Raw genomic sequence first — 12,577 nt, 5'->3', positions numbered from 1 at the left:
GAGTTACTGAGCGCGGCGACCAGATTCGGTAACGCGCAGGACTCGGTTGCCGGCATAGAGCATGCCGTTGAGGTTTACATCAGCCGCTGAGAGCGACTGGAACAGGCGCTTGACCGCAGTGCGGAAGTCCCCTTCGAAGCTGGCCGTAACGTTGATTGGTACATCCACCGACGCTTCCCATACCAATTGCCAGCCGGCCTTGACGGCCCATTTGTTGAGGGCACGACGTAACGTGGTGTCGGACGCGGCAATCACCCATTGTTCCGGGGGCGGCTTGATCGGTTGGGTCGCCTTGGTCACCACGACGGGCGGCACTGGCGACACAGGGATCGCTTTGCCTGCCTGTAGAGGTACGGCGTTGGCTCCGAAGGCCGAGGCGGTCACCGCAGTCACCGGCTTGCGCGGGGCCATGCCGGCGACGATCTTTGCGGCAGGCATCGGTGCAGTAGGTGCCGGTTTGGCCTCAACAACCTTGGGTGCAGGAGCTGCCGTAGGTATCGCAGCGACAGCGCCCTGGGCTGGTACGGAGACCGCGGTAGAGCCAGGTGTTTTTACCGGTGTTGAACCCACCGGGATTGCTGCAGGGGCCGGGGTAGGGGGCGGACTGGTCTGGTGCAAGCGCAACTGAGCCTGGCTGAGCGTGGACGCGCTGAACGCGATCTGCTCATCAATCCAGTGCTCGGCAGGCACCTGCGTAGGGGGTGGGGCGGTTTTGCAACCTGAAACGAGTGCTATAGCTGCAGCAAGCAGCAGGGGATTTCGCATAGGTGCCTCTCAGCAGCGCCGATAAAATTTGGTGTGTAAGGATGTGAGAGAAAGAAGCATCTCAATCGACCACGCTGTTACAACCCGATTTGCATGGGAAATTCTCAACGTCGTGCCTGGGAACAAACGTCAGTTAAGAAAAAGCCAAAAAAGCATCCAGCTGGAAGGGGCTGTAGGTGTCGAGCAAGGGATGAATCGGAGGGGGATGAGGCAGTTGAGCGTATGGCAGGACCAGGGCCAGAACGGCACTGGAGGTGAGCATGGTCAGTCCTTGGGCTTGTTCACTTCCAACGTCTTCACCCAGTCTTCACGGGCAATAACGCTGTAATGGTCAATGAGGTGATTGGCAACCTGAGTGGGTGTGGTCTGAATGCGGATCTCGGCGCTGATGTCGATTGAAAGCTGCTTGAGCGCGTTGAAATACTCGTTGCCGATGTAAATATTCACACCGGGGACCAAGGCGTGCGGCTCAATGAGCAATTCTGCTGGCTGTGCTGGTGACTCTGCCAGCTTCTGCATCCAGTGGGTACGGGCCTGGACGCCATAGTGATCAAGCAAATGACGCATAAACATTGCTCGCGTGATGTGCTCGCGGGAGGCCGAACTCACATCAATGGCGAACTGGTGGATCTTGTTTACGCGCTCATTACCGACATGAACGTCCTTGCTCTCGTTGATGGGAGCGTTACTTTCTGTCATGGGAGGTACCAATGTTTCAGGTTAAAAGGACAAAACCAACTTGGTTCTTTTTCTTGCTTTTTCATTTGAATCTACATGCCGCATCAGCTCGTAAACGCCTGCACTTCGGGCCGCTGAGCTGTTCTCCTGAACCAGAAAGGCAATCGTGTTCTTAACCGTGTCTGCGCCGATCACGACAGGCCGCTTGTTATCGAGTTCTTTTTGGCGCTCGTCCAGGGCGGCCTTGATCTTGTCGATGACGTCATCAGGGACAACCATCGGGTCACTATCCCCAAACCGAACAAGCCCATAAGCACCATTGAACGCAGTGATGGCTGAAGGGTGGGTTTTCAGCCAATCGAAGCGCACAAAGAGGTATCCAGGGAAGAGCTGCACTTTGTACTTCTGGGGGGAAGGTCTGCCCCGGCGCGGCTGCAACGTGATCCGCTCGGGAGAGAACACCTCATCTACCCCCAAGCATTCAATATTGCTCACAAGGGACTTGCGGAAATTGCTGTCGTGGAAGAGTGCGTACCAGCTGGATTTGGTCATTTTCGTCCATTTCCCTATGTACAGGCGTGTTTTCGAAGTCCCATGTCCGCCAGAGGCAGGGGTTCGTACACGCTAGCGGTGGCTCCCGTTGCCAGCGCGAGTGGGTCGGGCCGGGAATGGGTAGGAGAAGAATAAACCTAGATGCGCCCAAGGTAAACACTTAAGTATCTATTAGACATCATGATGCCTTTTTTTTGAGCTAATGCCATGAAATCATTATGGTTTTGGAGCTTATGTGACGACATTGCGCGATGTTATAGGCTCCAGAATTCGGCTATTGAGAAAGGCTGCAAACCTAAGCCAAGCTGAACTGGCCGATCTGATTGGTACAGATCCCCCTCTCATTGGTAGATATGAGAGAGGCGTGACCATGCCAAGCATTGAGCAACTGATCAGGCTGTCGACGGCGTTAAAGGTTTCGCCGGCTGAAATTCTTCCTAGTCAGGAAGATGAAATCAGAGAGAAACTAATTTCTTTGAGACGTGAGATATCTGACATGATCATGCGTGTCGATTCGCCAGACCTGCTTGAGCAGGTTAAGAAAAATATTGAAGACATGAGTCACAACGTTGACTAACTCACAAAAGCTTTTGGGATATTTTCTCAACTAAAGCTTTGAACCTATCTGCTCGTTCTAGATGACAGCGTAGCGACCTCTCGTCTACAGGTAGTATCTTGTGTCCGACAAGTATCTTGTACATAAGCATCGATTCAACCAGTTCCGAAAGCTCACTCATCTCCTGCTCGATCCCTCCTATATCCACGATATATCTCCTTCACTACGCTGTGGGAGCATGATTGAGCAAGCTGTGAGCTGTAAACGCTCCTAAGGCACTGTACATAATCACTGCACAATCGCGCCTGCTATCAATCATCTTGATTTATCCATGCAATTTGGTGCGGAGAAACTACCAGCGTTTGACACCAAAGCACTGTATTCATGTACAGTGAAAGCACTGTAGCATCACTGATTTGCGTGTCAATGGGGTTCTCCCAAAAAAACGCAATGAGAATTGTTCTCAATGTTTCTGACTTTGGATTGTCGAACCGAAGAAGCGTCTCCAGATCACCACAGTGCATTCAAATCATTGAGTGGCTGAAAACGAAGCATTAGAGCAGATGGAATGAGCTTGGCCTGACGTCAGTACCAGGTCGCGGAGTGTCTTGAGTAGGTTGCCGATGGATCATTAGCGAGGGTAATCTTCAAAAGCTGTTGATCCAGTTCCCTTGGCGGAACAGCTAAGCCCGTGGAAACTGATTGCGATTTGGAGCAGGTTGAACCACCCCAGGATCCGGCTCAGATGAGCGCGTTCTCTGCGCAGGTTCCTGAGTAGGCTGCAAACGTTCCATCTGCTGACGCTGCACGAAGTCGGTCGGAGCGTAGCGGTTGCTCGTGTAGGTTTCATTGAACATATTCATGGTGATCAATGCGTTTTTCACAAACGCGCCATCGCCAATGACCTCAACGCGATCACGGCTTTTCATGGCCGTAACCGCTACAGCCATATCGAAATTTTTCCGATTGTCATAGCCGGCATAGGCAGGCGCGATCCGAACCTTATCGCCCTCATCAATGACACCGACCATTCCATCACGCACGTACTCGACAATGCCGTCACGTCGCAATTGAGTGGTGTGAGTCGACCTGTCAAAAATAGGCGAATCATCAGCACGGCCACACATGATCACTCGATCAAGGTTGTTCGACTCCTTGCGCTGTTGACGCTTCTCGCGATAGGCAAAACCGCGTAGCTGACTGATGGCGGCGACATCACCGCGCAGCGCGCATTGCTCGATCCAGGCTCGATAAGGCAAAGGTCGAGCGAGCCCTTTGTCAGTCAACATTTGCCGCTCAGACCGCAACTGGAGACGCAGCTCAGCCATGGCTTTCATCTGGTCAAATTCAGCGGCACGGTACATGAGCTTTCGCAACAAGGGTGTCTTGTACGTCTTACGCACATCAGCCTTCACGGCACGGTAGTGATCAAGCAGCTGACGTCGACGATTGGGGACATCCAGGTCAGGTTTCTGCCAGGCACTGCGGTATCGCTGATAGCGCAATTTCAGATCAAGACGTGCGTCTGCCCTCTCCTGCCGGCGTTCAAACCGCGCGTCCTTGTCACGCAGTTCAAAGGCCGGTTGATAGAACGAAGAGATGGTCATGGTCTCATCGTCAAAGTCGATTGTTTTGAACGACGGTGGGCCTTGGTAAAGGCCAATATACGGCTCAAGTCGCGCCTTGGTCAGGGTCGGATGAACCGAGGAGGCCTTGACCACTGGTCCTTCAGGACGGATGAAGTCATAGATCACCAGTCCACCGCCTTGCTCGCGCAAACCGAGGCCACGCTCATGCAATAGTCGGTGCGCACTTTCCCAAGTTAGTTGCCCTTGCTGCATGACTTTTGAGAGACGATCTCTTACCTGATCGACGGCATAGTGGTAGAGGCTTTCGGTGTTTGAATAGACCTGCAAAGGCACCGTTCCTTGCGGCGCGCTGCCGAACCGAAAGGGTGCCCGGACCAGTTGATCGTTGGCGCCCCATACCCAGCTTCCGTTGTCCTGGATGAAGCCATATTTACGCTCCAGGACGCGACAGCTTTTCTGCAACATGTTGGCATCGTTCCACACGCTGGCAGCGCGGTAGTCGACCGGGTTGACGCGGTTTACGGCCACGTGGCAATGGGTGTTATCGGTGTCCTGGTGGATGGCGGTGACATACTGATGCCCCTCCATGCCCAGTTGCCGGATACTGAAATTGGCGCACTCAAAAATCTGGGCGTCGGTAGGTGCTTCGTTCTCGCGCCAGGACAGAATGAAGTGGTAAACAGGATCCTCGCAACGTGCGCTTTGCGCCGCCACCATGTTCATTTCCGCCGAAGCTGTTTCCAGGGAAAAGCAGTTGGTTTCACATGAGACACCACCGCTGATGAGCCGCTGCCGGCCATCCGCAAAAGTCTCGGTCACAACGATGGCGCGCTCAAAACCGTCGGCCCGTTCGACGTAATTTACCAGGCGGTCAAACATGGCTTTTTTTGACTGCGAGCGCGCACGTCGCGGCTCATCGGTAAGAACCTCATCATCCTTGGGTTTGTCCGCACGATCGCTGATGTAGCTCACCAGCTTGCCAAAGCTGGAGCCTTTATCACCGCGTTTCGGGGGGATGATGACGTTCATGGATGAATCCGGTTATTGCACTTTTGACTGTGAAAGATCGATGGCTACAACCGCCGCTTTGATGGCGACCAGCACATCAGCAAACTGCTTGCTCAGCTCGGTGGTCATGCCGTCCTGCATCTGGTTGAACAAGTGCTTTTGCAGGCCGCCCAGCTTCAGCAATTCCCCCATGAGCTTTTTGTCAGTGGGCGTTTTGATCTTGCGATTCAAAGCTGCACTGCGCATCAGATTCGAGAGCGTCAGCTCTGCCGCCTTGGCTTTTTCTTGTAGCAGCGCCTTTTCTTCCTGAGTGCAGCGAACCTTGATCCATTGATCTCTTTGACGCGATTCGCTTTTAGACATACTCAAACTCTCACTCGAACGATGGCGCTGAACTGGGGTGTCGGGGCGCAGCCCTGATCCGGTGGTTGGGGTCACTGTCCGCGTGCGGGCGGTGGCCACAACCTATTTCCGGTCAATTCTTTGATTCGTTTTTACTGGCTCTAAATAGCACATTACTCTAGCTCTGGCTAGCGCAAGGGGCACGATTGGAGAGTTGTCGAGGTAATCGGGTGACAAGGAGAGAGGCGCATGGGAATTGAAAGGGACGATTCACACGCTGAGCCTTGCCATTCTGAACATCATGCTCAGGGTAATGGAGAGGTACCAAGCACAATGCTGGTAAATCCCGGCAACGACGATGACCGGGATCTGAGAGAGATTAAGGCGTTTTTGAGAGGTCACGGTTTTGACGTAACCGTTGACGAAATCAGACGTCTGCGCAGGGTGACAACGGATGATTTTTGACTTGATTTTTTTTCACCGCCGCCGGCAAGATTCCCACCATGAGGGGCCTTGGTTGCCCTCTAGATAGTTCCAGAATAGCCCTCTAGCACAGTGAAATTGATGATGGCAAAGCAGAAAACGTACACGCAGGATGAACTTGAATTAGCCAGGCAAAAGCTGTCAGAGTTGCCCGACCTGAGCCGCAACAAGATTGGCCAGACCGAGGCTCTGGAGCAGCTCAAGGAACAGATCGTTCTGCTTTCCAACCAAAAGGGTTACTCTGTGACCGAGATTCGCGAAGCGCTTAAATCCGTTGGAATCCTGGTGACCGCCAACGCGATCAACGATCTTTTGGCCGTGCGCAAACGTGTATCGGCAAAGAAGAAACCCGCTGCAGAGTGAGGTGAGCTTTGCGTCGGCGCATGACGCAAAAAGGAGAGCCTCATGCAGGGGGCTCTCCGTTGGGGTTTTCCAGATTGGAACTGAGGTCTTAGGCCCGAATGTTAGCGCATTCGGGCTATGTTTCAGGCCACGCTTTTGCTGGACTGAAGTGCCTGAGCCAGCACCCACAATGCGCGATTCAATTTCACATCCTGGTCGATACCATTGACGGCGCGAGTCGTAGTGCGCCGGCCTTGCTTGTTACGACCTGCAAGACCGCCCTTGATGGTATTTTCCTGTACGCGATTGAAGGTGGTCCACAGGTCACTGCTGCGGTCTTCGCGGCGACGTGGCATCAGCAACTGTGATGCGCTGACAGGCGCCGGACCTTCTGCAGGATCGTAGCGATAAGCCAGTGCCGCCATCGCGAAAGCCTCTTGCTCGTCAGCGTGCAACAGTTGATGCTTCATGTCGGCAGTGGCGTGGTCGATTTGCTCAAAATGATTGAGCACTTCATAGGCGCCTTCGATCACATCGAAAATCACATCGCCGCGTCCGCTGTGACGCACTTTCTGATCAGCGGCCAGGTCGCCCAGGACCAAGCCGTTCGCACACACGAATCGGAATTTTCCTCCCATCATCTGGTAGCTGCTGCTGCCATCGTGGCTATTGAGAAGAATGATTTCGTTCGCTTCCTGGTTCTGAATCTGACTCACATGACGCAGGCGCAGCATGTGCTTGGTGTGCTCGCGTTTTTCTTCATTTCGCACGCGGGTCTGACAGGCCATGAACGGCTCGAAACCCTCAGCGCGCAGCGCATCAATCACCTGCACCGTCGGAATGTACAGGTAGCGCTCTGAACGGCTGTCGTGCGCTTCTTCGGCAAAGATCGAAGGCACTACACGGGCGATCTGATCGTTGCTCAGTGCTACGTCACTACGGATCATGCAAGGGTTACGGAAGTTGCTGGAAAGGCGCATGGAAATTTTCCTGGTCATCGTGCCCGTTCAATGGGGCTGAACGGTTGGGTTAGCGTGAAGTGGTAGCGCTGAACTGGATCTCCAGGCGCTGCAAATACCAGGGAGAAAAATGGCCGTTACAACCACCGCCTCTGACGCGCTTCTGATGCTGTTGCTCTGCTGTGTGCTTCATCTCGTTTCACCTCAGTGCTGGCTTGGCGGAGTGCCTTTCGCCGTGGCGCTGAGGTCGATCGGGCGCACAGGTGCCTGACAAGGGCGCGATGCGAGGCCGCAGCTAAGGGAGCGAAGCGAGTCTGAACGGGGGAGTGTCGCGGGCGCAGCCGGACCCTTGTCAGGTGCCGCGCTCGAGCTACCGTCAAGCGCAGGCGAAAGGCTCGCCGCCAAGCCTGAAGGTGACACAGGAAGTCGCAGCAGCGACGGCAAGCGGAGCGCGCAGGCCGAAGGCCGCAGGCGTTAAGGATTGAAGCCCGAAGGGGCGAGACGGGCCGGCTTCATGGCCTGGCTCGATGCGCAGCACGAAAGCCTGCCCCGTAGCGCAGCGAAGGGAACGCCCGGTGGTGAAGTTCAACCGATCATCGGCACCTGGTCGACATCGGGCACGTCGACCCCTTTGCCCGCCTCATGCGCCGCTCTGAGCGTGGCGGCAAGGTCCACCACTTGTTTTGCATGCGCCGGTGGTAGCCATGCTTCAACCTTTACCCAACTGCCAGGCAAACCCTGCATGCGCGCACGTATACGCGCCATAAGCCTGTGCACGACCTGCCTGGCCAATCCAGTGTCAGCGGCAGCCTCGGCCACGCTGGCTCCCATGACCAGGACAAGCCTGGCGGCGTGGACTGAACGGTCTGAAAAGGCGCGGCGCCGATGCTGGCTGGCCAGCATCACCATCACGAGCTCGAACTCGGCTGGGGTCATCAAGCCGCAACTGGGGACCGGACTGATCAGGCGCACCAGCTGGGCGACCTGAGCCGGCGTGTAGCGTTCGTTGATGTGTTTGGCGTGCGCGACCAAGTCGTCGCTGGGGAAGGTCATGGCGGAATCTCCGGATGTCAGATTAGATCCTATATAAAATGACACCTGTTGTAACCACATAGGTTGTGCGAGCGCCGTATCAAAACCAAACTACGCATGCGGCCTGGCTGTCAGATCAACACCTAAAGCTCGCATCACGACCAGCATGGTTTTGAGAGTTGGGTTTCCGTTTTCACTGAACGATTTGTAAAGCTGCTCTCTGGCCAGCCCAGTCTCTCTGGCCAGTTCGGTCATACCCTTAGCACGAGCAACCACCCCCATAGCCTTGGCAATGTAAGCCGCGTCGCCGGTCTCCAGTGCATCGCTAATGAACACCGCAATGGCTTCAGGGCCATCCAGCGCCTGTGCGGGATCGTAGTCGTAAATTAGTTCGGTCATTGCGTTCTCCACTCAGTGGCTAGGCGTTTTGCCGTCTCTATATCTTTGGGCTGGCTGCTCTTGTCTCCACCACATAGCAGGATCACGATTTCCGTCCCGCGCTGCTGGAAGTAGACCCTGTAGCCTGGGCCATAATGAATCCTTAACTCACTTACCCCCTGCCCTACAGGTGAGACGTCGCCGGGCAGACCATTGGCCAAACGAAAGATGCGTGCCGCAATGGCAGCCTTGGCCCGCTGATCCTTCAGCTTGCTTTCCCAAGTCATGAATGTAGCGGTTTGTTTGATTTCTATCATACAACCATTGTATTTTATAAATTACATAAATTCAAGAAATATTCTTTATCTCTCGCTTCAGCGGCGTCAGTGGCGCAGCGAATTACTCTACTCAGCGATATTATTAAGCTGCTTGTACTCAGACCATTCCATACCGAGAGCTTCGGCTACTTTACGATGCTGATCCAAGCGCCATTCTTGAGCTTGCTTCGGTGATGTGGCTACCAAACGAATCACGAACTCATCAACCGCAAGCCCACGGCTTATGGCAGCATTTTCGAACACAGTTCGACGTTGCTTTTCATAATACTCATCAACAGTCATACCGTACGACTCAATAACTTTCTATTCGACCGAAATAGTCTGGTTAAGAGCCTCTGGGTTATCAGCAAAAATTTTTTTGCGAGCTGCGTTATATCGATTTTCAACACTCATCTTCCCGCTCCCTAAACCTAGTATTATGATTTTAAAATACCTAGCTTTTTCATATCATCTTCATATACTCCGAAGTTAATCCACCCCAACAATTCTATTATTTCCATCGAGCGCGGTATGGGGTCAGGTGTAAATTCCCCAGGATGGACCATGTCTAGAGCTTCGAAGAGAGTCGTCCAGCTTCCTTTACCTTCTTCAAAGTGCATAGCCTGATTACGACCATACCATATGATTTCCTGAATTTTTTCTCCTGATACTTTTCGTGCATTGGCAGTACAGTCTTTAATACTTGTACCGTATCGTATTGATAATGCTTGCTTTGCAACCTGAAGAAGTGTTCCAGCTACGATCGTCATTGTTTGCTCTGTCATCAGAACCGCACGAACCGTAGCGCTCAGTTTCAGTTGATACCTAACTAAATTAGTCCTTGCCTGTTCGCGAAGCTCACAATTACTTTCAAGAAACTTGATTTCTTCCTGCTGACGTAAGCGAGTTTCGATATACTTTTCTTTCACTATGGTCTGCTCATTCAACATGAGCTGCAAACCAATAACAACCTGTCTCGTCAGATGGTAATAATTGTTTGCATCTTCAATCCTTGCATACATATAGTCCTCCATATTAACCTTATAAAAAACATTCCCTTGGTGGCTGTATAGCGCTACTCTAGTCCGTACTTTCGCTTCAGTTCGACTATACGAATGGCACGCAGCTGGTGTGATTTCGATGTGTTCTGATCGGCTACAACTACGCCATAGGCAACAGCTGCAGAGTACTGTTCGTCCTGCTTGATCAAATCTACCAGTTCTTGAAGCTGTATCTTCATTTCATCGTAGATGGCCATCGGCTTTTCTCTTATATCAGTTGCTCAACAACACATCCAGGTAGGCAGAGCCAAGAGGTTCCGTGTTCGTCACTCATTTCAACGCTGGTAAAGCCTAACTTGCTGGCCAGCACCCCGCGTAATCGCTGGAACTCCCAACCTTGTTCGCTAGCATTCTCTGGCTCGCATGAGTCCAGTGATGGGCAATCCCGCGACATGATGCATTCGGCAATGGCCTCGTTGCCCCTAGCAACCTTGACTGCAATGTCCCAGGCTTCGTCGATGCTGTAGTTCAGTTCGTAGTCTGTTAGAGGACGCGGAGAGGTAATGCGATGAAGCAGCGGACCGTGGCTCAATGCAGCGGCCTCTGATGAAGCCGCAAAAATTCCGCCAAAAACACCTTCCCCATGGATCTGACTGAGCGGGTTATGACTACCGTGAAAATGTTCCATTGCGTCTTTTTCCTATTGCTCATTAGGGTCAATAGCGGCCCAGGCTTTCGCAACGTTGTAATCGTCGCCGCCTTTGGCCTTGAAGATCAGTCCGGCCTTCTACCACGTAGCATCTAGGAGTTTGCTTGCCTGGGCACGTCTCTCATTACTCCTACCAGTTTTAAAAAACCATAGATTTACTACGTATAGTCAATTAATCCACGTTGCAACATCAATCTCTAGCCCTAACCTTTCCACACTTTCCAAAACCTTATTCCTCCCAGCTGAAAGCTCATGAGCAAGCTCTTTCAGAACATATGGAAACTCATCACTTAATAATACTTTATCATTGCTCTTAGCGCAAATAACCAATTCATCCACAAAGACGTCCGGATTAAGCAAAAGCTCAATTTGGCTTCTAACCACCTTACCTATCGAGTTTGCAGCAGCAATATTTGTAGATAGCGAGTAAAGGTAAACCAGCCTTTTAAAGGCTTCTTGTGGAACAGAAAAAGTCCACACTACAGACCTAAGCTCCTCAAGCCTAGCGCTATTTATTCTAGCTGCAGCAGCTTTGTGCAATGGGTGATCTTGTGTCAATTCCAACATGTACTGGAGAATATGAATTTCATCCTTAGAAATATTAAATACATAGGAAGTAAATTTAAGCTTCAGAATATCTGATAAATATTTCCAAGCCTCAACCTCAAGGGGAAAGATTAGAAAATCACAAGCAACACTAAGATCCTCATCTGAAGTTACAGATGTCAATTGCTTTATAACAACACTAGGAAACTGTTCCTGCCATAAATCAGGATGCATCATCTTCAATGCTGTCAATGCATGACTTGCTCTCTGTCTATTAACTGTTACACCTTTCCGAGTGAGAGCTATAACCAATACTTGTAAATAATTTCTATATAAAGCTACGGTAGGTCTGGATAGAGGCCCCGCCCCCAGGAACTTATATACATCATCTTGTTTGCTCGGGAAGTATCTAGACTCAAGCTCTTCCATAAGTCGAGCAAGAGAAGCTTTACCTTGTGTGGCGCGTTGAGATAAAACTGATCTTATGGAGTTTGAAATGTGAAGCCTAGCAAGCTCAGCCGACGCTACAAATATCTGCGATTCAGAGACTTGCGATGGATGAGCGCAACGATTTCGATCTTCAACCAATCGCTCTAAATCTCTAAATTCAGAATGCGATATAAAGCTGAATTTATTGAGTGCCATGTCAGGAAGCTCTTTCTCAAAATTTAGCGCTCCTGGTATATCATTATTCTCATGTATGCGATTGAATCTGTTAATTTGCTCTATGGCCTGCTTATCACCAAGGGCAGCTAACTCACGTATTTTATCTACTAGATCAAATGCTACTGCTATCCAACACGCCACTACTGATGACCGATAAGCACCGGCTTTGTAGCACTGCACCGACTCCTTTATATAGACCTTTGATCGTGGGTCGGAACATGTCATAACAAGCTCATCTAAATCTAGCAGCAATTTAAACACCCCACTATCATCATATTTTAGAATAGTTTTAAACGGTCATAGAGCATCGAATAATAGCACTATGTAAAATTTATTCCCTGATGCCTCTCAATGCATCATCTCTGGTTGGTCATCAAGCATCCATATCGCACGATTCTGCACCGATGAGATTTGTGGTGATAAAATACGTATAAAACAGATATTTTTCTATATTTATCATATACTTAGATTTTAATCTGTCTAAGAGCAGCAACCCGAACCAGTCCCAGCAGCCGGTTCAAACAGGGACTCTACGATCGTGCAATCTGGAGTGCTCGAGCCTAAGCAAGTCGACTCGCACCTGCCTGCCATTGAGAGCAAATCGATCCTGATTTGCTGGAGCTTGGCTACCTTCGCCTCTACTTCCGCTAGGTG

The 12,577-nt window shown here is 51.4% G+C and carries 16 protein-coding genes; 2 read left to right on the top strand and 14 right to left on the bottom strand.

Features of this window, described 5'->3' with window-relative positions; all coding sequences use genetic code 11:
• Window positions 1–3: 3 nt before the first annotated feature.
• The 3 genes from DGA31_RS29890 to DGA31_RS23995 all read right to left on the bottom strand — a co-directional run bounded on the left by DGA31_RS29890 (window position 4) and on the right by DGA31_RS23995 (window position 1,995).
• On the bottom strand, window positions 4–411 hold the full coding sequence (locus DGA31_RS29890; protein ID WP_161959227.1) for a toxin co-regulated pilus biosynthesis Q family protein: 408 nt from the start codon (window positions 409–411) through the stop codon (window positions 4–6).
• A 618-nt stretch (window positions 412–1,029) separates the two neighbouring features.
• Window positions 1,030–1,464, bottom strand: a complete 435-nt coding sequence (locus tag DGA31_RS24000; RefSeq protein WP_109514219.1) for a hypothetical protein — start codon at window positions 1,462–1,464, stop codon at window positions 1,030–1,032.
• A gap of 21 nt (window positions 1,465–1,485) precedes the next feature.
• Window positions 1,486–1,995 (bottom strand): transcription termination/antitermination NusG family protein, encoded by a 510-nt coding sequence (locus DGA31_RS23995; RefSeq protein ID WP_109514218.1) that lies wholly within the window; start codon window positions 1,993–1,995, stop codon window positions 1,486–1,488.
• Window positions 1,996–2,230: 235 nt separating this feature from the next.
• Between DGA31_RS23995 and DGA31_RS23990 the strand changes: the two genes are divergently transcribed.
• Complete coding sequence (locus DGA31_RS23990) at window positions 2,231–2,572, top strand: helix-turn-helix domain-containing protein (RefSeq protein ID WP_109514217.1); 342 nt, start codon at window positions 2,231–2,233, stop codon at window positions 2,570–2,572.
• Window positions 2,573–3,234: 662 nt separating this feature from the next.
• Here the strand turns inward: DGA31_RS23990 and traI are convergent.
• Together traI and mobA are read right to left on the bottom strand one after the other, a co-directional pair.
• Window positions 3,235–5,169 carry a TraI/MobA(P) family conjugative relaxase gene (traI, locus tag DGA31_RS23980; RefSeq protein ID WP_109514215.1) on the bottom strand — a complete coding sequence of 645 codons (1,935 nt, stop codon included), beginning with the start codon at window positions 5,167–5,169 and terminating at the stop codon, window positions 3,235–3,237.
• A 12-nt stretch (window positions 5,170–5,181) separates the two neighbouring features.
• On the bottom strand, window positions 5,182–5,610 hold the full coding sequence (mobA, locus tag DGA31_RS23975; protein WP_241509642.1) for a plasmid mobilization protein MobA: 429 nt from the start codon (window positions 5,608–5,610) through the stop codon (window positions 5,182–5,184).
• A 444-nt stretch (window positions 5,611–6,054) separates the two neighbouring features.
• On the opposite strand from mobA, the gene DGA31_RS23970 reads away from it, so the two are divergent.
• A complete protein-coding gene (locus DGA31_RS23970; RefSeq protein ID WP_241509641.1) occupies window positions 6,055–6,336 on the top strand; it encodes a mobilization protein in 282 nt (93 codons plus the stop codon).
• A 122-nt stretch (window positions 6,337–6,458) separates the two neighbouring features.
• Here the strand turns inward: DGA31_RS23970 and DGA31_RS23965 are convergent, their stop codons facing one another.
• The 9 genes from DGA31_RS23965 to DGA31_RS29710 form a co-directional block, all read right to left on the bottom strand.
• Window positions 6,459–7,295 carry a DUF932 domain-containing protein gene (locus DGA31_RS23965; RefSeq protein WP_109514212.1) on the bottom strand — a complete coding sequence of 279 codons (837 nt, stop codon included), beginning with the start codon at window positions 7,293–7,295 and terminating at the stop codon, window positions 6,459–6,461.
• Window positions 7,296–7,859: 564 nt separating this feature from the next.
• On the bottom strand, window positions 7,860–8,327 hold the full coding sequence (locus DGA31_RS23955) for a TrfB-related DNA-binding protein (protein ID WP_109514211.1): 468 nt from the start codon (window positions 8,325–8,327) through the stop codon (window positions 7,860–7,862).
• Between the two features lie 90 nt (window positions 8,328–8,417).
• Window positions 8,418–8,705 (bottom strand): addiction module antidote protein, encoded by a 288-nt coding sequence (locus DGA31_RS23950; protein ID WP_109514210.1) that lies wholly within the window; start codon window positions 8,703–8,705, stop codon window positions 8,418–8,420.
• The gene (locus DGA31_RS23945; RefSeq protein ID WP_109514209.1) at window positions 8,702–9,001 is read right to left on the bottom strand and encodes a type II toxin-antitoxin system RelE/ParE family toxin; all 300 of its coding nucleotides are present in this window, start codon (window positions 8,999–9,001) and stop codon (window positions 8,702–8,704) included. The genes DGA31_RS23950 and DGA31_RS23945 overlap by 4 nt, the downstream gene beginning before the upstream one ends.
• A gap of 87 nt (window positions 9,002–9,088) precedes the next feature.
• On the bottom strand, window positions 9,089–9,304 hold the full coding sequence (locus tag DGA31_RS23940; RefSeq protein ID WP_193551527.1) for a DUF6388 family protein: 216 nt from the start codon (window positions 9,302–9,304) through the stop codon (window positions 9,089–9,091).
• Between the two features lie 134 nt (window positions 9,305–9,438).
• Complete coding sequence (locus DGA31_RS23935; protein ID WP_109514208.1) at window positions 9,439–10,023, bottom strand: hypothetical protein; 585 nt, start codon at window positions 10,021–10,023, stop codon at window positions 9,439–9,441.
• Between the two features lie 53 nt (window positions 10,024–10,076).
• Window positions 10,077–10,259: a hypothetical protein gene (locus DGA31_RS23930; RefSeq protein WP_109514207.1), complete on the bottom strand. Its 183-nt coding sequence runs from the start codon at window positions 10,257–10,259 to the stop codon at window positions 10,077–10,079.
• Window positions 10,260–10,270: 11 nt separating this feature from the next.
• Window positions 10,271–10,690: an AcrIF11 family anti-CRISPR ADP-ribosyltransferase gene (locus DGA31_RS30035; RefSeq protein ID WP_109514206.1), complete on the bottom strand. Its 420-nt coding sequence runs from the start codon at window positions 10,688–10,690 to the stop codon at window positions 10,271–10,273.
• 189 nt (window positions 10,691–10,879) lie between these two features.
• On the bottom strand, window positions 10,880–12,103 hold the full coding sequence (locus DGA31_RS29710; protein WP_152035073.1) for a hypothetical protein: 1,224 nt from the start codon (window positions 12,101–12,103) through the stop codon (window positions 10,880–10,882).
• Window positions 12,104–12,577: the final 474 nt, after the last annotated feature.

This window comes from Pseudomonas ovata (assembly GCF_003131185.1).
GTDB lineage: Bacteria > Pseudomonadota > Gammaproteobacteria > Pseudomonadales > Pseudomonadaceae > Aquipseudomonas > Aquipseudomonas ovata.
The sequence above is the reverse complement of the archived record's forward strand: the minus strand, read 5'-3'. Positions and strand labels throughout refer to the sequence as shown.